This window comes from Vibrio sp. Y10_XG_PY6, from assembly GCF_024181795.1.
In the GTDB taxonomy this organism is placed as follows: Bacteria; Pseudomonadota; Gammaproteobacteria; order Enterobacterales; family Vibrionaceae; genus Vibrio; species Vibrio diabolicus.
In genome coordinates this window covers 1552522-1573015 of record NZ_JAMZAQ010000001.1, presented here as the reverse complement: position 1 = coordinate 1573015, position 20494 = coordinate 1552522, and the positions used below count along the sequence as shown (strand labels likewise).

The window sequence follows — 20494 nt, the reverse complement described above, 5'->3', positions numbered from 1 at the left end:
GGAGTGACACGTGCACAAGATTTTATCTTTGACATTGATTTTATCGCTCATGGGCTGCGCTATGCCTTACCAGCAGCAGGTCGATAGTGGCCAATGTGTTGGAGTAATGACCTCTCAGGATGCGTATGGTTATTTAAACCCAAACCATTACACGATGCAGGTACTCGCGCTAAAGCAAGAAAAAGATGTGAAAGATTACATTCGTTATATCGATCCTAAGCATCCGGTTTGGGTTAACTGGAAAAACAGCCGAGGCACGCGTTGGTATACGGTAACTGTTGGCGATTTTAAAACGAAACAGGATGCCTACAATGCGCTTTCTTCACTGCCGAGCCGCGTAAAGCAATCATCCCCATTTGTGCTGACTTTTGCGGAAATGCAGCGTAAGCAACAAACGAGTGTTGTGAGAATGCGTTAGCCAACAAAAAACGGAAGCGATGGCTTCCGTTTTTTGTATCTAAGGGTAAGCTTAAAGCGCCGCTAAAATCGTTTCTGCTTTGCTTGCTTCAAACTCTTTTGGTTCTTCAACGTTAAGTTTGGTCACAATGCCGTTTTCAATGATCATGGCGTAGCGTTGTGAGCGAATACCACCAAAGCCGCCGGTATCCATTTCAAGACCCAATGCTTTAGTAAAGCTTGCGTCGCCATCACCCAACATCAGGATTTCTGAAGCGTTTTGAGCTTCGCCCCAAGCTTGCATCACAAATGCATCGTTTACAGAAACACACGCAATTAAATCAACACCTTTTGCCTTCAACTCGTCGGCTAATACCACATAGCCTGGTAGGTGAGCTTCCGAGCACGTTGGGGTGAATGCGCCAGGTACAGCGAAGAGTACGACTTTCTTGTTTGCAAACAGCTCAGTAACGTCGTGGTTAACCATACCATCGGCAGTCAATTCGCTTAGAGTCGCAACTGGTAGAGCTTGGCCTTGTTGAATCATGATTTTATTCCTTTTTGTGTGCTAGTTTAGCTTTCTCAGTCTAGCGCTTATAAATGCGGTTAACCACAGAGCTTTTGTAAGGTTTTAGCACCTAAGTGTTTGACCCAAGATGTAGCACTGATGGCTTTATTACAACGCTTCATGCTGACTTACGTATTGACTAACGAGATGGCGATACTTCGCTTTCAACTCATTATCGATGAAGCTAGCATCAATCGCATTCATTGTGAATTGAGCTAGTTCATTCTTACTCATTGGGTGTGCGTTGTTGACGGCTAAAAAGTTATCTGTCATGTAACCACCAAAGTATACTGGATCGTCCGAATTAATTGTCACAGCGACCCCTTTGCGCAGTAGCTCGACAATATTGTGATCGTTCATATCGTCAAATACACACAATTTAAGGTTCGATAATGGACATACCGTCAGTGGCATTTTGCTTTCAATTAACGACTCGACTAATGCTTCATCCTCAACACAGCGAACACCATGATCCACGCGGCTGACGTGAAGCATTTCAATTGCATCGGTAATGTTTTGTGCGGGGCCTTCTTCACCTGCGTGAGCAACAGTCAGTAAGCCTGCTTCTACCGCTTGTTTAAATACTCGTTTGAACTTAGCTGGTGGATGGCCTTGTTCTGAAGAATCTAGACCGACACCAATGATCTTATCACGGTGTTTCAGAACGGCTTGCAGAGTCTCCATGGCGCTTTCTTCTGAAAGGTGACGGAGGAAACACGCAATGATTTGTGAAGTAATGCCGAGCTTCTCGTACCCATCTTTTAGTGCGCGAGCGATCCCGTGGTTAACGGTGTCAAAGTCAATTCCGCGCTATGTATGCGTTTGTGGGTCAAAAAAGATTTCGGTATGAATAACGTTATCCGCTTTACAGTGCAGTAAGTATTCCCAAGTGAGATCGTAAAAGTCTTGCTCTGTACGCAAAACATCCGCCCCTTGGTAATAAAGGTCAAGGAATGACTGTAAGTCTTCGAACTGATACGCGCTGCGTAGTTCACTCGGAGAAGAGTAAGGAATGTCGATACCGTTTCGTTGTGCTAACTTGAAGAGAAGTTCTGGTTCAAGTGAACCTTCGATATGTAAGTGCAGCTCTACTTTTGGAAGACCTTGAATAAATGCGTTCATATTCCACCTTATGTGTATTGTGGATGCAGTTACTCTAAGAATAGGTATAGATAAGAATAAATCGAACGCTATCACAAAGAGTAAGACCCACGATGATCTCAACTCTTCGTAATCAGCACTTTGCGGGAACTGGTAGAGACCCCCAAACCATATCATTGGGGTTATACGAAGCAAACGAGGCGATTATACGCAAAATTCTCAATTTGGCTATACGCAAATAACCTAGTTGTCAGTAGTCGAAGGATTTTTCTAAGAAAAGTAACTGGCAACCGTATAAGTCACTTGGGTATAGAGGAGCAAATTGGTTTTTGAGCGTGAACGAGGCTTATCGTGTTGTTATAAGCGAGGAAAAGAGTGAGGCTTCGTTTGAGCAAAGGTAGGTGGCGGTACCTTGCACAACGATGGAGCAGAGAGAGAATTGAAAGAGTCAAGGATAGCTTATAGATCAAATAACTTGTCAAATTCTCTTTGTTCCATAATGTCTTCTATACGGCGTCGCGTTTTTTGTTTTACCGCCGCCGCGTTTTGCTCAGACTCTTTTTTGTCTTTTTCTGCTTGCTTCTTACTTTTTCTAGCCATTGGACACCTTCCAAATTAGTTGCATCATTCATTAATGCATGAAAACTGAATTAGTTAACAGTAAAACTTCCTAACTTTGAACCTGAATCACAGAGAATAGTTCCAGATTGCGTTTTCTCACAATATTCAAAATCGATAATGTAGCTATGAGAATGAAGCTTAGGTAATACGTGCCTTCGTAAAATATCACCATTTAATTGATGTATTTTAGCGTTCCAAGAGGTGTGAGGTTGTTCTAGATTAAATTCAATTTCTAACATTTATTCTCCTGTTTCTTAGTGATTTTGTCTTTGTTAAGTAATTGATACCAATGCCTTTGACGGCCTGTTCTTTTTGAGGACATGATTTTTCCTATAAATAATAAATTAAGCAGTACTATCCTATTTATTTTAGGTAGCACAAAGCAATGCCTGATATTAGGCTGAGTGATTAAAGTGAGAATATTTTTGAAGGAGAGAGATTTGGTGCAGCATGGGCATGCTACACCAAGAAAAGCAGTCTTATAGAGGAGTTACTTCAGTCGCTTGAGGACCTTTTTTACCTTGCTCTACGTTGAAGCTTACTTTCTGACCTTCAGTCAGTGTTTTGAAACCGTCAGAAACGATAGCGTTGAAGTGTACGAATACATCTTGACCACCGTTGTCTTGAGATAGGAAGCCAAAGCCTTTAGTTTCGTTAAACCATTTTACTGAGCCGTTTACTTTAGACATAAAAATACCTTTGAATTAAACATTAAAATTTGAATTTGTTTTGTGGATCTTTTCTAAGCTATTGAATGTTCAATCAAGAGGAAGTTGTACGCAGGTGTCTGAATTGGGGGATTCAAGATTTTTCTGAGAGGAAACTTAAACTAAATGTTGCATTAACAGCTCTCTTCTAAGAGCCAAGGCCTACTATACACCTTGTTTAGGAAATAGCTACACTTATTTTTAAATATATGTCGACAGCTTGGATAAGTGGGCTGTTCGAAAAATTTGAATAAGTAGCTCAAATAGCAAGGCTCATGATTATTTTTCTTCAATCTAAAATAGAACCATATCGATAGCCATGGCTGAACATGCGGTTTGCAAGCGGCCACAAAGGTAAACGAGGAGAAATAGTATGAGCACATTCAGAGAAATTCGTCAGCTTATTCAATCACAACCCACTGCTGATGGTGACGGAGTGAAAATTCGTCGAGTAGCAGGGTTTAATAATGCGAGCTTTTCTCCATTTTTGATGATGGATGAACTTAAGTCTGACGACCGTGCTGATTATGTGGGTGGCTTTCCTCCTCATCCGCATCGCGGCATCGAGACGCTTACTTATATGTTGAAAGGTCATTTCCAGCATCGTGACCACATGGATAATGTTGGTGAGCTTCGTTCTGGTGGCGCTCAATGGATGGCGGCAGGAAGAGGCGTCATTCATAGTGAGATGCCTATTATGCAGGAAGGTGAATTGCATGGTTTCCAAATTTGGATAAACCAGCCTGCGAAAAATAAGATGGCACCGGCTCAATATCATGACTTTCAACCTGAAACGATAACGGAATTCGAAACTCAAAGCTCGGGCGTTGTGCGCTTGATTGCTGGTCATCTGACTATAAACAACGAACGTATTCAGGGGCCTCTAACAGAAACAGGTGTTGCTGCCACGGTGGCCGATTGGAGAGCGATGGTTGGCCACGCTTTGAATTTGACCACGGAGCAAGACCACAACATGATGATCTACGTTTATAAAGGTCGTGTTCAGTTAAAAGATCGTGAGATCAATCAAGGCGAAATGGCGATTCTATCGAAAGGTGAATGGGTTGAATTACAAGCCGAAAAGGAGAGTGGTGCTCTGATTTTTATTGGCGAACCAATCAATGAACCAGTGGTTCACTATGGCCCTTTTGTAATGAATAGCATGGAAGAAATAGAACAAGCAATCCAAGACTACAATTCAGGATTGTTTGAAACCTACTAGCGTCAGCATCCTAACTCCCTTTTCTGTGAGTAGCGCAGTTATCAACAGTTTTGAGCCTGACTATTGGGCTCGACCAGAAGCAAATACGATAATCCACTGCCATCGAATTTGCGTTAGCCACGTCGAATCCACGTGGCTTTTTTCTACTTCTGATTCCATCGCATGATGGCTTCTTTTCCTGCTTCAATACCTAACTCATAAGCTTGACGCAATGGTACTGGCGAGCGACTCAATCGTTTTAATTTAAATGATTCGGGAGGACACACTTGGATGATTTCGACTCCCGATGGTGGATTGTCGATCAGTGCTAAAGTTTGATTGTAGCGAACTTCACGCGTCAACATCGGCTCAATTAATCCTGGCGTTTCTTTCAACATCCGTTTGGTTAGCGCGCTGAACTTTCCTTTCGGCTTTTGATAGCTGGAGGGTTGGCTGCGTAAAACCATAATCTTTTTGGCTCCTCGCTTTATTGCTTCTGCGACAGGAAGGGCATCAGAAACCCCACCATCAACGTATCGGGTGCCGTTCAGTAAGACACCATTTCGGTAAAGTACGGGAAGCGCGCTGCTGGCTTTCATTGTTTCTGCGAGCTCGTCGATATTAGGAGTATGGTACTCGGCTTGGCCATTGTCTTGACGTGTTACGCCTAAAAAGAAAGGTCTCGAATCCGCTTTTAGTGCGGATTTGTCGATACCAAGCTCTTCGAGAGTGACGTTCCACATCCAATCTAAGTTCATCATATCGCCGCCACGTAGAATCTGAGATGGTGAGATGAATTCTTTCCTTAAACTGTAATCGAGATAGATTTTTAAGTTGCGCCCGGGCATTTTAGCTAAATACGCCGCCAAGTTACTTGCGCCCGCCGATACGCCCCAAAAGCTATCAAATGGAGAGAAATCGTTAGCGAGAAAATGATCGAGTATGCCGCAAGAAAATACACCTCGCATCGCACCACCTTCGACAATCAACGCACGCTCTCCTACTTGTTCCATCACTGTGTTCCATTCTTTACCTATTGGATGAATAGAATGCAGCTTAACGCATAACAGTTTTATACCCAAGTGGTCCTAAGTGCTAGGGCATCTCCTTAAGTAAAAGAAAAGGGCATCGATGGATGCCCTTTTCATATTAAGCCTAGGGAGTTACAGGTTATTGAGCAGCTCATTTAGTGAAAGCGCACTGGATAAATATGTCACTCCCACACAGAAAGCGGCGCCTGTAATTCCGATACTGATCGTTGTTGTAATTAAAAGAAGTGTCATCTTAGACATACAAGATCAAACTCCTTTTTTATATTTAAGTGGGGCGTTGTGCGTCTGGTTATCGCTTGGAATCATGATGCAAGCGCCCTAAGTTTATTGTTCTAATAAAAGTGATGATCACTTGTCAAAAAAGCAGATAAATAGCACCCAAACTGTCGTTAATGCGAGCAGCGGAGTGAATACTTTCTGTATAGAGGCGCCATCGGTTAGGTTGTAGATTTTGATGGATTCGTTATAGAACGCCCGCTTGAACGCCTTAAAAGAAATATCATTTTTCACATGAGATTGTTCATAGTGTAGGTGTGCTGCGTCTGATAGTTGGTATTCTAAGTCTTGGAGTTCGTACTCTTTGTTAAGAAATGCCTCCCAAGCCGAAAGACGGGCTATCGTTTTTGGAGATTGATTACCCTTTAACTTCTCTAGACGTTTGGCATAAGCAGCTTGATATTTATCCACGGTGTATTCCTGTCTGAATAGACGTTGAGTTAGAACATTTGTAAAAAGAAAAACGAGCAAAAAAGGGGCTTTACGTTCTATGTCTGTGATAAATGCTAAGGAGCTCAATGATCTATTTCTCTGATGTCGCGAATAATATTGATTGAACTTAAATGCGACAAACAAAATAATTTACTCAAGATAACAACGAATATTTGTTGCCTTTTAAAGAAAAGCGATAGTGATGCGAAGTGGTGGCTTTGCTCGGGAAGAAACCCGCTTTCGTAACGGCTTGCGTTTACTGAGAAAAAGTAAACGCTGGAACTATCGCTGGATTGGTGTGAGTTATTTATCGTCAAAAATCATTAATATCAACTATGCTTATAGTTCGACTTTTCGTAAATGAACTCAATTTGGAGGAGTAGAAATAATACTGATTTTTGAGCGTGGGTGAGCTTGGAGGGTTAAGCTAATCCATTGATTAATAAAAAGTAAAGTAGTACAGAGCTAGGGTGAACTTCAACTTAAAGGTGACGGTATGGATATACAATCAACCATTATTGAATATGCGATAGCGATAATAGGCTTACTTTTGACGGGAGTTGCCCTCTGAGCAATACTGCCCAGAGGATAGAAAGTATATTGGCTGTTTGTTAGCGGTTGATATTGTACCGAGCCATTGCAGCTTCTTCTGACGACACAACCGTTTTACCAATTGGTGCGAGTGAAATAACCGCAAGCTTCAGGTGTTGGAGTGCAAACGGAATACCAATGATGGTTACAAAACACGCTGCGGCGGAAAGTACGTGACCGATTGCTAACCAAAGGCCTGCAAAGACAAACCAAAGGACGTTACCGATAACGCCTAGAGGGCTCGTACCAATGTCCATTTCATTGGTCAATTCATCGCGTGAAATGGCTTCTTTTCCGAATGGGAAAAAGGAAAAATTACCCATAACGATACACGCACGCCCCCAAGGTATTCCGATGATGCTAATAAAGGCTAAGATACCGAAAAACCACCATAGCAACCCCATAAATACGCCACCAAATACAAACCAAATGATGTTACCGAGTGTTCTCATTCTATTTCCTTTACTCTTGAATGTGATGATGCTGGTTCCTGAGGGGATCGTAATGTAAAACTAAAACCACCAACCGATCCGTTAATGAACGTGAGCCGTTCCCTCATTCACTTGCTTGATAGAATAGCCGCATAAGTATTAACAGAGAATGAATGACTCTCTGAAGCTACGTTTGTTTTAGTATAGAGCGTAATACTCGATTAAGCACATAGCCAAGAATTAAGCTACCTAGAGGTAACTTTCTCGATATATTGACAAATTTGCTCTGCTAACTGATGGCTAGCAATGTTGCGTTTCACTACTTCACTAGCGATTTTTCCAGATTCAACGACGCTAAACCAGTCGAGCAACATCGCATGAAAACCTTTGCTCGTCAGCATTGGCGTCCAATCTTTCAAATTGATTTTTTGCTCTTGGTTCGCTTGCCATCGTTTCCCTTCAACGAAAGAGTCGAATTCCACTGCTTTGTTAGCATAACAAGCTTGAACGCGCTCCACAGTCACACCGAAGTGACGATTCATCGAAGCGTGGAGTAAAGTATCTCCGTGTTGCCACTGAATGTCTAAACGCGCCAATTGGTCACCCTCAAGCTGATGCGTTATGTAAGCCTCTTTTAAATCGGTTTTGGCTGTCACGTTAATACTGTCTAATGGGTGAATAAAATCATCAAATATAAAGGTACGAATATCGCCTGGTAGTTGGTGACGGTTCTTTTCCCAGCGTAGCGATTTTAGGTCAGAAATGTTGCCTTGCTGTACCTCTGGCATGTGTTGGTTGTAAAGCGGAATATGACGTCGGTTGAAGCCCACATAAAGTGGTTGTTTTTCTTTTTCGGCAATATCGTACAGTTTTTCCACGTCATCAGCATTGTCCGCTAATGGTTTGTCGACAAAGGTTGGGATTCCATGCTGCAAAAAGAATGCTGCGATTTGAGGATGTACGCTTGTTGCCGCATGAATCATGACAGCATCTACGCCAAAGTGCAGAAGCTGCTGGTAGTCTTGGCAGGTCTCTGAGATTCGATATTGCTTAGCCAGACTCTCAAGTGCATTTGCGTTGCGTGTACAAAATACAAGTTCGATATTTGGAAGCTGAGTGATAACGGGAAGGTATGCTTTCTGAGCAATATCTCCTAAACCAATAATACCAATTTTCATCCTAGTCCTTATTTCGATGTATGGATGGCAGGTTGTAGTATAACGCTTGGCAAGTTGATGAGTTTAAATGCCTTGTTAGAAAAGAGCCTGACTCACATTTTGAGTCAGGCTTTGTTGGTCCACTTAGGAAGTCGTGCGGCAATCTTTGAATATATCTAACTTGCCGTCGTAGGCTTGGGTTTGTACATCCATAACGCCTAATAAAGAGTGGAACACGTTATCATGTGAGTACTGGCCTGCCTTTTGCGCTTCATTCGACAAACAGTCGGTGTTGATTTGTTTCACTTGCTTAAAGCCGGAAGATAGCCACATGAGCAAAGGAACACGTTTTTGGAAGTCTGGTGCAAGGCCGTAAGGCATGCCATGTAAGAACAATCCGTTTTCGCCTAATGATTCACCATGATCCGATACGTAGATGAGAGCGGTATTATATTGAGACTCTAATGCTTTGAGTTTGTTGATGGTTTCTGCCAACACAAGATCAGTGTAGCGTATCGTATTGTCGTACGTATTCACGATTTGTTCGACGCTACAGTTTTCTATATCTGCACGTGGGCAGTCTGGTTTGAAAAACGCTTTGTCTCTAGGATAACGCTGGAAGTAGGTAGGACCATGGCTTCCTATAAGATGCATGGCGACAACGCGATTGCCGTGCATATCCGCAACTTCTTGATCAAAGTGATCTAACAGCGCCATATCGTAACAGGTTTGACCGTTACACAGAGGACTTGCTTGCTTTCGGTTCACTTCAATTTTCTTGATCTTGTGGGCGACTTCTTTGTCTCCGCCATCATTTTCTTTCCAGATGAGGTCAACTCCAGCGCGCTGCATGATGTCGAGAGCATTATCTTGGTTATCTGCCTTGGTCCGTTCAAACTCGCTTCGCGTGAGCTGAGAAAACATGCAAGGCACAGATACTGCAGTTGCAGTGCCACAAGACGCAACCTCTTGAAATGAAATCACACCCAGCTTACTGGTGTAAGGGTTTGTCTCTCGCTTATAGCCATTGAGTTGGTAGTTCTGCGTTCGAGCGGTTTCTCCGACAACAAACACCAGTAGTGTCGGCTTGTTCTGTGCTTGCTTTACTGCGCTATCTGACTGCTTTGCATCGATTCCAATCTCGCGGTACGGTTCTGGCGTGGTGAAGTATTTCTCCTTTACATACCCAGTCGAGCTGTAAACGAATTGAGTGGGAATAATGATTTTTTTCAGATAGCTGTTATTGCGACCGACAGATGCATAGTCTTGGTAGTAAACACTGGCAATAACAGCAATTACTGCAAGAGATGACAACATCGACACCAACTTCGTGAGAGAAAAATACAGCAATTGGTGGCGCTGAGATTGCAACTTGACCTTATAGACAATCATCGCAGGGACGCCCCCCATAAGTAGCGTCCAGATGACAGAATAAGTACTCAGGTAAGAGCTTGCCTCGCTGGAATCGGTTTCAGCAATATTAGCAATCATTCCAGAATCGAAAAGCGTGCCATAGTTGTAACTTGCGTAGCTCACCATACTCGAAATTATGAGCAAAGTAATAAAGAATGGTTTTCCAACCCAAGGCCAACTAAATAAGTTAAAAAGGAAATTGAGCGCGGCAAGAAAGAAAATGGGTATCGTAATAATAAAACCAATCTTGACATTATCTAGGCTTGAAAAAATACCATTCAGCTCTTTGTAAATAGGAATGTTTACAACCAGCGCGAAATAGAGTGCCAACAAGAAAGTAAAGGTAACGTACGAGATACCTTTTTGTTGCAAATTATGTGTCTTCATAAGTAAATGTCTTGAATCAAAATTAGAGCAAGAACGAAGCCCAAACAAAAAGGGCAAGAGTGAGCGCAACAAATACTGCAGCCGAGCCGATATCTTTGGCTCTACCACTGAGCTCGTGCCAGTCATCGCTAACACGGTCGACAACCGCTTCTACGGCGGAATTAATAAGTTCGACGATCAGGACCAATAACAGGCTACTGATCATCAGTACTCTTTCAAATGTGGTGACTGGAAGGAAAAAAGCACAGACGGAAAGCACTAAGGCTAGAATCAATTCTTGTCTGAAGGCGGCTTCGTATTTCCATGCGGCTTTCAATCCCTGAAATGAATAGCCGGTCGCATCCATGACACGGCGTAGACCTGTTTTTCCTGGCTTCAAAATATGACCTTACTACAGCTTAATAATTTAGATTGTGCATCTATCCAAACGATGAAAAGAGACTAATCGTTCTTGCGTGAAACATTTGTGAATGGCATTCATCACACAACGATATAGGGTTTGAATAAGAAAAAAGAGTTGAATTAATCAAGGTCGTAGACGGTATAGCCTTTATTCTGAAGGCATTTTCGCAGTACAAGAGATTGTGTTTTGGTGGAGTCATTGCTTCCACTCAACGCTCCGGCCCCTGCTCCTACAGCACCGCCTGCAGCGGAACCCACAGCAGCCCCACCTATCCCGCTTTCTAGCGCTCCAGCTGCTGCCCCAATTAGTGCACCTGTAACTGCGCCATTAGCGGCTTCAGATTTTGCAGCTTCCGTTTTGTCTACGTTGTCCGCATACCCTTGGCAATAAAGAAAATCTTGTTCATATTTAGCAGGATCAACATTGGTCATGTCGACAACAGGCTTTTGATTATAAGTACAAGCGCTAAGAGTAGAGGCAAACGTCATAACCAGAATAAAAGGTTTGTACATGAGTATTATCCATTTGTTCTGTGAATTTATGGATTAAATGTACACTGTTTTATTGTTGAGCTCTGTCGCTGGAGTGTATTGAAGTGTCGTCTTCTGTAAAGGAGGAAAGACGTTAACTTAACTGTCTGATTTTGGAAGACGAAGTGTGAAGCAAGCACCACCAAGTGGGCTATGAGAAATCGAAACCTCACCATGTTGAAGTTCCATTATCTGCCTGACGATCGCCAAACCGAGCCCAAATCCACTCGTGTTCTTGTTTCGGGATTCATCCGCGCTATAAAATGCTTCAAAAAGGTGAGGCCAATGCTGCTCTTCTATACCTATACCATCATCATGTACATGGATTAAACAGCTTTGCTGATCACTTTTTATCTCAACCATAATTTGAGTATTTGCGTATCGCATTGCATTGCGTAGCAGATTATCCAAAGCACGTTTTAGCAGTTTTGGATCGGCGAATGCGCGCGCGTTTTCAGAGTTTGTTTCATTGACTGAGATAGATAATTTGGTCTCTTTTTGCCATCTCTGTTTTAACTCATTAACTAACTTGGCGAGTGCTACGTTTTCTGTTTGCAACGCCGTATCTGGGCGTTCCATTTTGGCGTAATAAAGCAGCTCTTCAACCATGTCTTCCATCTCGTCAATGTCCTCGACGATACTACGTACATGCTTTTTCTGTTGTTCGGTTAATGTAGAGTCCGATAACAAGTCAGCTTGCCACTGTAAACGAAAAATAGGAGTGCGTAATTCATGCGCAACTGCATTGGTCAGCATTTTATTGCTAGTGATCAGGCGAGAAACTTTGTCAGCCATCGTATTAAAGCTTTTGTTCAGTGTCCCAACGGATTTGGCGCTTGAGGTGCTTGCTCGTGCTTTGAAGTTGCCTGAAGCAAACTCGACCGTGACTCTTTCTAACTCACGAATTCGACGACTCAAAAACCAGATCAGCAGTATGCAATACAGAGCAAATCCGGCTAAAAAGAATAACCATACAATGTTGTCATCAAAGTTAATCGCCTGAATAACTGAGCTATCCGGATCATCGATCATTTTGAAAATAGGGGTGTCCGCATCTAGGCGGAACCATATATCCCTTTCTTCGTCGTAAGCCACGTTAACAGAGGTGTCACTTTCAAATGCTTTTCTGATGTCCTCTGGAAGTTCTTCGAGCGTGTGAGGAATCAACAAGCGATGGCTGGACGTGGCAAATTGCTCAAGCTGTTGTTGAGTGTATTCTAGTCCGTGCTCTTCGTAGATAGGATAGATAAGATCGTGGAAAGCTTGACCTTCTTGCTCTTGTAGCAGGTAATCGTAATCTGTGTTGATCTCATAGACCAAGAATTCGTAACCCCACAAACTCACCATAAATAGAATGATAAGACCGACAAAGCTTTCCAGATAAATCCGTCTCATTATTCATTCCATGCATCAGGCATAAATAGGTAGCCTTTGCCGCGAACCGTGATGATTTTTTGTGGAGAGCAAGAGGCATCGCCTAATTTTTTTCTTAATGTCACAATACGGTTGTCAATGGTGCGATCTGTACCGTCGTACTCAATACCACGTAGTGTTTTCGTTAACCACTCACGTGAGAGTGTTTTTTCTGCGTGTGTTGCGAGAACCCATAATAAATCGAACTCACCGTCAGTCAGCGCAATTTCTTCCTGGTTCATGACGCATGATTTACGTAATCGGTTTAAACACAGCACTCCAATTTGTAGACCGTTTTCGGACTCGGTAGAGGCTGCCTCTTTTCTTCTCAATAGCATGCGAATGCGCGCCAGTAGCACGCGAGGTTTGATTGGCTTGGTAACAAAGTCATCGGCGCCAATTTCTAATGCGGCGACGTGATCGAAGTCGTCATCACTCGCTGTCAGCATCAACACTTTGCCTTTGTAGCATTCACGGATATGACGACATACGCTCAGGCCGTCTTGTCCAGGTAGCATCAAATCTAACAAAACCACGTCTGGCTGTGTGTCAATAATCGCTTCCGGTGCGTCTGTCCCGTTGTCGATACATTTGACCTGGAAACCTTGTTCAACAAAATACTCTCCCAGCATAGCTTGTAATTTGGGATCGTCTTCCACAATGATTAAAGATGGTTTGACTTGTTGTGCGTTCATTTGAGTGATGTATACAATATTTAATATCACTGGAACTTAAACAAATTTACGAATTATTTCAAATAAAGCTTTCTCAGAATAAGGTTATCGGATGAGTTGATTCGATAAATACCCCAAGTAATGATTCAAACTTAATCATTAATCACATTATGAAGTGTCTAAAAAAGGCGCAACTGTTGCGCCTTAATATGGAATATTAGAGTGAACTTACGTTTTATTCGGTGGTGCACACGACACTGTTGTCGCTGCCAAAAGCATTGGGAACATAAGCGTCGGCTTGAGGGTCGTTTTCCCACTTTGCATCATTGAGCAAGTAGCGGAACTGAACATTCTGCTCTTTAGGTAAGCGCGTTTTAAATTTAAATTGACGGCTTTTCTTCACTAATTTCATCGGTTCTGGCTGCCAGTTGTTAAAATCCCCAGCAATATGAATGGAGTCCCACTGGTCTTTATCTAGCTCGAACGTGACTTCAACTTCATCTTTTGTCTTAAAGAATCTCTTTTTAAGCATTGATCTTTCCTTGTTCGTACAAAAACTGTTCTAACTATTACTCGTGTTTCATAACGATTTCAAGTTTTATCGAATTGTCGCTGGTATCAGGTGAAGAACTATCTAAATGATGAATAGCTTAATCGCTATGAGTTCTTGTGAGAGGGGAGCGGTATTGAGAAGCCTCAAGGATATAGAACCGTTAACGTACCAAGTTTTTAGGCGAGGCGGAACTCAGAGTCCGTATCTTGAAGTCAAATCGTTATCATGTATTATCTTAAATCACCATTTTTGTTGATGTAGCTATGTTGAAGTTTAACCGTACATTGTTGACCGCGATAGTTTGTTTAGCCGCTATGCTTTTGAGCAGTGTCGCTCCTATGGCAAAGGCTTCAGCCCCGGTGAAAACAATTGAAGTACGCGATATTATTGTTCAACAGGCTGCTCTGCACAAACAACTTGGCGTCAATGACGACTGCGTAGAATTACATCACGATGAGTCAGCCATCAATAAGGCACAACAATCTCACACGAGTTGTAGCTCTTCCTGCATGGTCAAAATTCCTGCCAACTTATCTCAAAACGACTTACTGCTTCTTCCTTACAGCCTTGCATTGATTGATAGGCCTTTAGTCGAAAAAGTAGTGACAGTGATCACCAAGCTTTATCGTCCTCCGATTGTTTAATTCCTCATCTCAAATTACTTGGGGTTTCCCCCTTTTTACCAAATGAAATGATTTGGCATTTGAATGCCACAAGGAAATAAACAATGAAAAAAATACTTGCCTTATGTAGTGCACTTTTACTGACTTTTACCGCTCACGCAGCGCAATTTGAAGAAGGGAAGCACTACAAAGTTCTGGATGTTAAGAAAGCATCGAAACCTGTTGTGACGGAATTCTTTTCTTTTTATTGCCCACATTGCTACAAGTTTGAGTCGCTTATTGAGCGTTTAAAACCTGCTCTGCCAAAAGAGGCAAAGTTTGAAAAGGTACATGTGGGATTCATGGGCGGAGATATGGCGATTCCGATGGCCAAGTCCTACGCGACGATGGTATCGCTCGGGGTTGAAGATACAATGATTCCTGCCATGTTTGCCCAAATTCATCAAAAGCGACAAGCGCCAAAAGATGAAGCTGAGCTGAAACAGCTCTTCGTTGATAATGGCGTAGAAGGTAAGAAGTTTGATGCGGCGTACAACAGTTTCGCCGTAAACTCAATGCAGAAAGGTTTTGATAAGCAATTCTCTGCTAGCACGTTGAGAGGGGTTCCGGGTGTGGTTGTGAACAATAAATACATTGTTTTGGCCAACGAAATTCGTACTTACGACGAGTACAATCAATTAGTTAATTACTTATTGACGCTGTAACTGTAAATAGCATTGATGCTTAAAAATGGCGACGGTAGAGTCGCCATTTTTTATGCTTATCACACTCGTATTATCTAAGAACGCTTGTACATGCTTGAGTCGGAACACTAGTCATAAATATGGCATGCGGATAAAACAAGCTAGCAGCAGTGATTGCAACATTACATGGCTGAGCAATCGTAGTTTTAATCACATTGGTAAGCACGGCTCCTGTATTATTTACTGTTTGAGCGGCGGCTTGTTGTGCCTGGTAAGACACGCAACCTGTCGTTGCATTGATCATCGCAGTGCTAAACAAAAGTTTGCGAAAAAACATATTCATATCCTTTGTGAATGCTTTGAATTACTTATATGTGGATTGCTTCATAAATGAAACAAAACAGTGTTCAAAATATGTGTGCATTCACGAAATGAACATTGTTTTATAAAAAGACGTTTTTTTGTGATCTTAGTACTGGACAGACCAGGTTATGAAACTAAAGCCAATCCGTGCATAACGATTACGCCGAAGGTCAGTTTGCTCCTCATTCCTTGATATCCCTTGGGCTCGGCGTCTTGTTCGACTTTCCTCACGAGTTTTTCTGCATACCAAACAGCAAGATACCCAATTGCTAAGAGTAGGGTAGCGACCGCGTAATGTTTGTGACCCTGCAGTAATGCGCCCCAAGCAAGTAAGACAAAAAGGTTGCTGAGAATTAATATATTTCTGCTAAGGCGGTGGTAGTAATGCTCAATGCCGTTACCCCAAAGGATGCCGGATAAAAAACTTAATATAACGGCGCTGTATGCGATGAAAAATTGCTGGCCACTTAAATTGAACAGTGAGATGTCAGTGAAAATCAGCCCTAAACTAAACACAAATGGAACCAGACCTAAGTAACCGAGTTGTAGCATGGTTGAGCGTGTTGTCATGGTCGTCACCTTACAATTGTTGCTCTATCATATTGGTAAGCGTAGTACTTGTCGGTGATGTGGAGCTTGGAAAAGTGGCAATAACTTTGCCTTCAGAGCTAATTAGAAACTTATAGAAGTTCCATTTTGGTTTGATGCCAGCTTGGTTAGTAATCTCGCTGAATACGGGGTTTGCATCTACGCCTAATACTGAGGAGCGAGCCATCATTGGAAAGGTGACCCCGTAATCGAGATAACAGACTTTCGCTGTGTTTGTTTCGCTTCCTCTATCCTGTCGGAAGTCATTACTCGGGAAACCGATAACGGTGAAGTTTTGCTCTTTGTAAGTTTGATAGAGGGTTTCTAACTGTTCGAACTGAGGAGTGAAGCCGCACTGGCTTGCTGTATTGACGACTAGTAGTGTCTTTCCCTTAAAGCTTTCGCATAGATCGACTTCTTCTGTTGAGTTTAACAACCTTTGCTTACCTTGAAGAATATCAGGGCACTCAGATGCAAGAGTAAGCGAATTCATGGAGATAAAGCCAACGAGCGCGACGAGTTTCAGTAATCCTTTCATGGTGTTGTTCCCTTTGTTTTCAACAAGTATAACTACTCAAGTGCAAAGAGAATCGATCAAAAAAGCCGCACAAATGCGCGGCTTCTTTCAGAGCTGGGATTTAATTATGCCAGTTTTAATTCGAACTGGTTGCGGTACATCACCATGTCTTCAATAGTCAGCACTGGCATGTTGTGCAGGCGACCAAACGCAACGATCTCAGGTGCTTTTGCCATCGTGCCATCTGGGTTGGTCACTTCACATAGTACGCCAGCGGGTTGAAGCCCTGCCATTTGCATCAGGTCAATCGTACCTTCTGTGTGACCACGGCGAGTCATTACACCACCTGGACGTGCGCGCAGAGGGAATACGTGGCCCGGGCGAGCAAGATCTTCAGGTTTCGCATGCGGGTTTGCCGCCGTTTTAATGGTCGTCACGCGATCTGCTGCTGAAACCCCCGTTGTTACACCAACTTTCGCTTCAATAGAAACCGTAAATGCAGTTTGATTCGCGCTGTTGTTGTTTACCACCATTGGAGGCAGTTCCAGTTTGTCTGCTTGAGCGTCTGTTAAACATAAACAAACGATGCCGCTACATTCGCGGATCATCAACGCCATTTGCTCGTTGGTGAGGTGCTCGACTGAATAAATGATATCGCCTTCGTTTTCGCGATCTTCATCATCAAGAAGAAGTACGCCACGGCCTTCTTTTAAAGCGATAAGTGCGTTTTCAACGCGAGTAATTGGGTCGCCGAATTCGGCAAGTAGTGATGACTGATTCATGGTTAACTCCTAAATTTCACCAGAATCAGGGCGGTATGAGAGATCGTCGTAAAATACGATCAAAAAGAAGTGCACCAGCACTCTTAGCAATCTGACTCGCTATGCTGGTGTATTCTTATTCTCTTTCATCCGGACTATAACCGTCGGCTCTGGCATCTCACCAGATCTGCTGACCTCGACGAATCGAGCGCTCGCGGGCTCACTTGAAAAAGTATACCGCCGGTGGGGAATTTCGCCCCGCCCTGAGAACAATTAAAAATGTGCCACTTCATCCAAGTTGTGAGGAAGTGGAGCTAGGATAGTACTGCGAACTGAATAGCTTGGAAAGTCGATTCCATCTGTATGATGGAAAAGTGTGCTATCGACGGAAATAATCTGTGCGAATAAAGTGATCAATCTGCTGTGGCACGAAGGTGTTGTAAATCAGGCTCGTATGCGTTTGCTTCACTTCGATATGATCTTGCATACCGTCCAGTCTTGTCTCTTCTACGGTAACCGTACCGTCCGACATGGTGTTGTCATTACGGATCAACAATGGGCGAGCGCCAATCGGCATCGTTCCTGCGATACTGCCGAGTTTTTGAGGGAAATCCCAAGCGTCATCATGTTTGTTTAATCCGTGGTGTGGCGAATTGCCTAAAATTGCACCCAATCCGAGATCTTGAATCCGACCTACTATGGACGCGCCTTTAAGAGGCGAACCGATAGCGACAACATGAGAGATTAAGCTGGTGCTCGGTTGTCTGTTGGCGAGATAGCGCTTAATCATCAAGCCTCCCAAGCTGTGCCCCACGAGCACGTTTGCGGTCAGTGGGTTAAGCGAATGGTCAATAGAATCAAACAGTGAAGACTCATCGATAGCAACAGTGTTATAGCTGAGTACTTGCGTTTCGTATCCGAGCTTTCGCAGCTTTTGGCTAAGAGGCTGCATGACCAGCCCATGCATATAAAGACCATGTAAGATGATGATTTTCATAATACCTCCTAGATTTATGACGTTGTAGATATCCTACTCTAATTAACAAAGAACTACTTGTGCTTTGTGGTGCATATTTACGTTTTGCTGAAAAGTTTGATCGGTATAGCAAGCGTATTAGCCCAGTAAATCCTGTACTTGTTGTTGCAATTGATGACGATTTAAAGAAGCTGGGCTTAACACTTCACCAATAACAACGTCCACTTTTGACCAAAAACGAGTCGGTCGTTTTGTGAGAGCATGTCCGCCTTTGTGGCTGAAAAAAGAACCCCAAAGCCCCTTTAACGCCATAGGGATGACAGGAACAGGATTACGTTCAAGGATTTTTTCCACACCAGGGCGAAACTCACCCAATTCACCGTTAGACGTTAAACGACCCTCAGGGAAGATACAGACAACCTCACCGTCGTTAAGCGCTTGTTCAATCTGTTCAAATGCTCGACGGTAAGTGTCGGCACACTTACGTGGAGAACAGATCGGGATAACACCGGCATGACGGAAAACATATTTAAGAACAGGCAGCTCGCTGATGGACTTGTCCATCACAAAACGAACCGGGCGAGTAGAGGTTCCCATCAAAATCAACGCATCGACATAGCTAACATGGTTAGCCACGATTAACGCAGCACCTTGTTCAGGAATATGTTGGCGCCCCTTTACTGACACACGATACATACAATGGCTGAGTAAATAACTGATAAAGCGTTGTGTAAATTCCGGTACTTGACGATAGACATAGATTGCCACGAAGAAGTTGCCTATTGCCATCATGGCAAACAGTTCCACAATAGAAAGCTCTAGTACGCTGAGTACAACGATCGAAACCAAAGCAGACACCACCATAAACAACGCATTCATGATGTTGTTGGCAGCAATGGCACGTGCACATTCCCCTTTGTTTGAACGCGATTGGATGAATGCATAAAGAGGAACAATAAAGATACCGCCGCTTACACCAACAAGGAACAGGTCAATCATGACGCGCAGATGTTTGGATTCGGCAACGAAGCTTTGCACATCATAAAAGTGCACCGGAAGTGATGGATAACTTGGGACTGCCCATAGCAAGTCGACGCCAAAGACGGTCAGACCAAGGATACCGAATGGCAAAATACCAAGCTCAACGTGGTTGAAAGAAAGTTTTTCACACAACCAAGAGCCTATCGCGATACCAATGGAAAATAATGCCAACAGTAAAGAAACGACAGTACTGTCTGCAAACAAATGTTCACGCGCAAAGTTAGGGAATTGAGTCAGGTAAGTCGCACCCATGAACCAAAACCAACTGATGGCTAGAATAGACATCCAAATGCCTCTCTGTTTTTTTGCCACTTTTAACGTGTTTTTTAAACCAGAAATCGGTTCAAACTTCGCTTTGTCAGTCGATTGGCTAGGCATCGTTGGAATGTTCACACTGCTCATAAACCCGAGCAAAGACAAGGCAATAACGACACAAGAAGCAATCAAGGTACCATTAGGAATGGCTAACAGCAGGCCTGCGCTAAGCGTACCTATAAGAATCGAAAGGAACGTGCCCATTTCAACCCAAGCATTTCCTTTAACAAGCTCATTTGGTTTGAGTGCTTGTGGTAGCAAGGCGTATTTTACGGGACCAAAATAGGCCGATTGAGTGCCTGTCATAAACAGCAGAACCAGCATCAGCATAGCACTTTGGGTCGCAATAGCGGTTGCTGCGCAAGACATGATAGCCAGCTCGATGAGCTTTAGACGTCGTATTAATTTGGCTTTGTCCATGCTGTCAGCGACGGCACCAGCATGCGCAGAGAATAGAAAGAAAGGTAGGATGAATAAGCCTGCCGCCAAATTAACAAATAGATTAACGGATATTGGTAAGTTATCAATTTGGCTGTATGTCACCATCAATAACAGAACGTTTTTGTAGATGTTGTCATTGAGTGCGCCAAGACACTGCGTCACAAAGTAAGGAAAAAAGCGTTTTGAGAAAAACATGCTGGCCCCGATTAAACAAAGTCGAATGAGATGGGAGCACTTTATGCTCAATGAACGATTAAACCAGCTTTCTCTGTCAAGTGAC

Annotated in this window: 24 protein-coding genes, 1 pseudogene and 2 riboswitches; of the genes and pseudogenes, 4 read left to right on the top strand and 21 right to left on the bottom strand. The window is 43.1% G+C overall.

Annotation, left to right across the window (positions count from 1 at the left end; translation table 11 throughout):
- The first annotated feature begins 10 nt into the window (after positions 1-10).
- Positions 11-418 (top strand): SPOR domain-containing protein, encoded by a 408-nt coding sequence (locus tag NL644_RS06765; RefSeq protein ID WP_006741205.1) that lies wholly within the window; start codon positions 11-13, stop codon positions 416-418.
- Positions 419-469: 51 nt separating this feature from the next.
- Here the strand turns inward: NL644_RS06765 and NL644_RS06760 are convergent, their stop codons facing one another.
- The 5 genes and pseudogenes from NL644_RS06760 to NL644_RS06740 form a co-directional block, all read right to left on the bottom strand.
- Complete coding sequence (locus NL644_RS06760; RefSeq protein ID WP_005396331.1) at positions 470-943, bottom strand: peroxiredoxin; 474 nt, start codon at positions 941-943, stop codon at positions 470-472.
- Between the two features lie 129 nt (positions 944-1072).
- A pseudogene (locus NL644_RS06755) lies at positions 1073-2086 on the bottom strand (adenosine deaminase).
- An 89-nt stretch (positions 2087-2175) separates the two neighbouring features.
- Positions 2176-2275: riboswitch (purine riboswitch) on the bottom strand.
- A 249-nt stretch (positions 2276-2524) separates the two neighbouring features.
- A complete protein-coding gene (locus NL644_RS06750) occupies positions 2525-2665 on the bottom strand; it encodes a PA3496 family putative envelope integrity protein (protein WP_005396335.1) in 141 nt (46 codons plus the stop codon).
- Positions 2666-2715: 50 nt separating this feature from the next.
- Positions 2716-2925, bottom strand: a complete 210-nt coding sequence (locus NL644_RS06745; protein WP_114323391.1) for a hypothetical protein — start codon at positions 2923-2925, stop codon at positions 2716-2718.
- Positions 2926-3165: 240 nt separating this feature from the next.
- The gene (locus tag NL644_RS06740) at positions 3166-3375 is read right to left on the bottom strand and encodes a cold-shock protein (protein ID WP_005396336.1); all 210 of its coding nucleotides are present in this window, start codon (positions 3373-3375) and stop codon (positions 3166-3168) included.
- Between the two features lie 391 nt (positions 3376-3766).
- Here NL644_RS06740 and NL644_RS06735 point away from each other — a divergent pair, with 391 nt between their 5' ends.
- Positions 3767-4615 carry a pirin family protein gene (locus NL644_RS06735; protein WP_114323390.1) on the top strand — a complete coding sequence of 283 codons (849 nt, stop codon included), beginning with the start codon at positions 3767-3769 and terminating at the stop codon, positions 4613-4615.
- A gap of 143 nt (positions 4616-4758) precedes the next feature.
- On the opposite strand, the gene NL644_RS06730 is transcribed toward NL644_RS06735, so the two are convergent.
- The 10 genes from NL644_RS06730 to NL644_RS06685 all read right to left on the bottom strand — a co-directional run bounded on the left by NL644_RS06730 (position 4759) and on the right by NL644_RS06685 (position 13885).
- Positions 4759-5607, bottom strand: coding sequence for a patatin family protein (locus tag NL644_RS06730; RefSeq protein ID WP_114323389.1), 849 nt, complete (start codon positions 5605-5607; stop codon positions 4759-4761).
- Between the two features lie 387 nt (positions 5608-5994).
- On the bottom strand, positions 5995-6333 hold the full coding sequence (locus NL644_RS06725; protein WP_006741201.1) for a hypothetical protein: 339 nt from the start codon (positions 6331-6333) through the stop codon (positions 5995-5997).
- Between the two features lie 632 nt (positions 6334-6965).
- A complete protein-coding gene (locus NL644_RS06720) occupies positions 6966-7397 on the bottom strand; it encodes a YccF domain-containing protein (RefSeq protein WP_005373685.1) in 432 nt (143 codons plus the stop codon).
- A 224-nt stretch (positions 7398-7621) separates the two neighbouring features.
- Positions 7622-8554 (bottom strand): Gfo/Idh/MocA family protein, encoded by a 933-nt coding sequence (locus tag NL644_RS06715; RefSeq protein WP_193448252.1) that lies wholly within the window; start codon positions 8552-8554, stop codon positions 7622-7624.
- 123 nt (positions 8555-8677) lie between these two features.
- Positions 8678-10333 carry a phosphoethanolamine transferase gene (locus NL644_RS06710; RefSeq protein WP_253658208.1) on the bottom strand — a complete coding sequence of 552 codons (1656 nt, stop codon included), beginning with the start codon at positions 10331-10333 and terminating at the stop codon, positions 8678-8680.
- Between the two features lie 22 nt (positions 10334-10355).
- Positions 10356-10712, bottom strand: coding sequence for a diacylglycerol kinase (locus NL644_RS06705; RefSeq protein ID WP_012842368.1), 357 nt, complete (start codon positions 10710-10712; stop codon positions 10356-10358).
- 143 nt (positions 10713-10855) lie between these two features.
- Positions 10856-11248 carry a glycine zipper family protein gene (locus NL644_RS06700; protein WP_253658207.1) on the bottom strand — a complete coding sequence of 131 codons (393 nt, stop codon included), beginning with the start codon at positions 11246-11248 and terminating at the stop codon, positions 10856-10858.
- Between the two features lie 117 nt (positions 11249-11365).
- Positions 11366-12661 carry an ATP-binding protein gene (locus NL644_RS06695; RefSeq protein WP_176319179.1) on the bottom strand — a complete coding sequence of 432 codons (1296 nt, stop codon included), beginning with the start codon at positions 12659-12661 and terminating at the stop codon, positions 11366-11368.
- A complete protein-coding gene (locus tag NL644_RS06690; RefSeq protein ID WP_253658206.1) occupies positions 12661-13374 on the bottom strand; it encodes a response regulator in 714 nt (237 codons plus the stop codon). Before NL644_RS06690 ends, NL644_RS06695 begins: the two co-directional genes overlap by 1 nt.
- A 214-nt stretch (positions 13375-13588) precedes the next feature.
- Positions 13589-13885, bottom strand: coding sequence for an isoamylase early set domain-containing protein (locus NL644_RS06685; protein WP_005396349.1), 297 nt, complete (start codon positions 13883-13885; stop codon positions 13589-13591).
- A gap of 284 nt (positions 13886-14169) precedes the next feature.
- Here NL644_RS06685 and NL644_RS06680 point away from each other — a divergent pair, with 284 nt between their 5' ends.
- Both NL644_RS06680 and NL644_RS06675 read left to right on the top strand, forming a co-directional pair.
- Positions 14170-14550, top strand: a complete 381-nt coding sequence (locus NL644_RS06680; RefSeq protein WP_074190469.1) for a hypothetical protein — start codon at positions 14170-14172, stop codon at positions 14548-14550.
- Between the two features lie 83 nt (positions 14551-14633).
- Positions 14634-15233, top strand: coding sequence for a thiol:disulfide interchange protein DsbA/DsbL (locus NL644_RS06675; protein ID WP_048624810.1), 600 nt, complete (start codon positions 14634-14636; stop codon positions 15231-15233).
- Positions 15234-15303: 70 nt separating this feature from the next.
- Here NL644_RS06675 and NL644_RS06670 read toward each other — a convergent pair whose 3' ends face one another.
- The 6 genes from NL644_RS06670 to NL644_RS06645 form a co-directional block, all read right to left on the bottom strand.
- Positions 15304-15549 (bottom strand): hypothetical protein, encoded by a 246-nt coding sequence (locus NL644_RS06670; protein ID WP_005373664.1) that lies wholly within the window; start codon positions 15547-15549, stop codon positions 15304-15306.
- Between the two features lie 152 nt (positions 15550-15701).
- Positions 15702-16145, bottom strand: a complete 444-nt coding sequence (locus tag NL644_RS06665) for a DUF3429 domain-containing protein (RefSeq protein ID WP_005396352.1) — start codon at positions 16143-16145, stop codon at positions 15702-15704.
- A 10-nt stretch (positions 16146-16155) separates the two neighbouring features.
- Positions 16156-16701 carry a glutathione peroxidase gene (locus tag NL644_RS06660; RefSeq protein ID WP_046875857.1) on the bottom strand — a complete coding sequence of 182 codons (546 nt, stop codon included), beginning with the start codon at positions 16699-16701 and terminating at the stop codon, positions 16156-16158.
- A gap of 104 nt (positions 16702-16805) precedes the next feature.
- Positions 16806-17462 carry a 3,4-dihydroxy-2-butanone-4-phosphate synthase gene (ribB, locus tag NL644_RS06655; protein WP_006741191.1) on the bottom strand — a complete coding sequence of 219 codons (657 nt, stop codon included), beginning with the start codon at positions 17460-17462 and terminating at the stop codon, positions 16806-16808.
- Positions 17463-17575: 113 nt separating this feature from the next.
- A riboswitch (FMN riboswitch) is annotated at positions 17576-17716 on the bottom strand.
- Positions 17717-17820: 104 nt separating this feature from the next.
- Positions 17821-18438, bottom strand: a complete 618-nt coding sequence (locus NL644_RS06650; protein ID WP_253658205.1) for a triacylglycerol lipase — start codon at positions 18436-18438, stop codon at positions 17821-17823.
- A 117-nt stretch (positions 18439-18555) separates the two neighbouring features.
- The gene (locus NL644_RS06645) at positions 18556-20409 is read right to left on the bottom strand and encodes an MFS transporter (RefSeq protein WP_253658204.1); all 1854 of its coding nucleotides are present in this window, start codon (positions 20407-20409) and stop codon (positions 18556-18558) included.
- Positions 20410-20494 lie beyond the last annotated feature (85 nt).

Bases quoted from the DNA above. Each gene is read 5' to 3' on its own strand.
- NL644_RS06760 (WP_005396331.1), bottom strand. From the start codon at position 943: ATGATTCAACAAGGCCAAGCTCTACCAGTTGCGACTCTAAGCGAATTG.
- NL644_RS06750 (WP_005396335.1), bottom strand. From the start codon at position 2,665: ATGGCTAGAAAAAGTAAGAAGCAAGCAGAAAAAGACAAAAAAGAGTCT.
- NL644_RS06745 (WP_114323391.1), bottom strand. From the start codon at position 2,925: ATGTTAGAAATTGAATTTAATCTAGAACAACCTCACACCTCTTGGAAC.
- NL644_RS06740 (WP_005396336.1), bottom strand. From the start codon at position 3,375: ATGTCTAAAGTAAACGGCTCAGTAAAATGGTTTAACGAAACTAAAGGC.
- NL644_RS06735 (WP_114323390.1), top strand. From the start codon at position 3,767: ATGAGCACATTCAGAGAAATTCGTCAGCTTATTCAATCACAACCCACT.
- NL644_RS06730 (WP_114323389.1), bottom strand. From the start codon at position 5,607: ATGGAACAAGTAGGAGAGCGTGCGTTGATTGTCGAAGGTGGTGCGATG.
- NL644_RS06720 (WP_005373685.1), bottom strand. From the start codon at position 7,397: ATGAGAACACTCGGTAACATCATTTGGTTTGTATTTGGTGGCGTATTT.
- NL644_RS06715 (WP_193448252.1), bottom strand. From the start codon at position 8,554: ATGAAAATTGGTATTATTGGTTTAGGAGATATTGCTCAGAAAGCATAC.
- NL644_RS06710 (WP_253658208.1), bottom strand. From the start codon at position 10,333: ATGAAGACACATAATTTGCAACAAAAAGGTATCTCGTACGTTACCTTT.
- NL644_RS06700 (WP_253658207.1), bottom strand. From the start codon at position 11,248: ATGTACAAACCTTTTATTCTGGTTATGACGTTTGCCTCTACTCTTAGC.
- NL644_RS06695 (WP_176319179.1), bottom strand. From the start codon at position 12,661: ATGAGACGGATTTATCTGGAAAGCTTTGTCGGTCTTATCATTCTATTT.
- NL644_RS06690 (WP_253658206.1), bottom strand. From the start codon at position 13,374: ATGAACGCACAACAAGTCAAACCATCTTTAATCATTGTGGAAGACGAT.
- NL644_RS06685 (WP_005396349.1), bottom strand. From the start codon at position 13,885: ATGCTTAAAAAGAGATTCTTTAAGACAAAAGATGAAGTTGAAGTCACG.
- NL644_RS06680 (WP_074190469.1), top strand. From the start codon at position 14,170: ATGTTGAAGTTTAACCGTACATTGTTGACCGCGATAGTTTGTTTAGCC.
- NL644_RS06675 (WP_048624810.1), top strand. From the start codon at position 14,634: ATGAAAAAAATACTTGCCTTATGTAGTGCACTTTTACTGACTTTTACC.
- NL644_RS06670 (WP_005373664.1), bottom strand. From the start codon at position 15,549: ATGTTTTTTCGCAAACTTTTGTTTAGCACTGCGATGATCAATGCAACG.
- NL644_RS06665 (WP_005396352.1), bottom strand. From the start codon at position 16,145: ATGACAACACGCTCAACCATGCTACAACTCGGTTACTTAGGTCTGGTT.
- NL644_RS06660 (WP_046875857.1), bottom strand. From the start codon at position 16,701: ATGAAAGGATTACTGAAACTCGTCGCGCTCGTTGGCTTTATCTCCATG.
- ribB (WP_006741191.1), bottom strand. From the start codon at position 17,462: ATGAATCAGTCATCACTACTTGCCGAATTCGGCGACCCAATTACTCGC.
- NL644_RS06650 (WP_253658205.1), bottom strand. From the start codon at position 18,438: ATGAAAATCATCATCTTACATGGTCTTTATATGCATGGGCTGGTCATG.
- NL644_RS06645 (WP_253658204.1), bottom strand. From the start codon at position 20,409: ATGTTTTTCTCAAAACGCTTTTTTCCTTACTTTGTGACGCAGTGTCTT.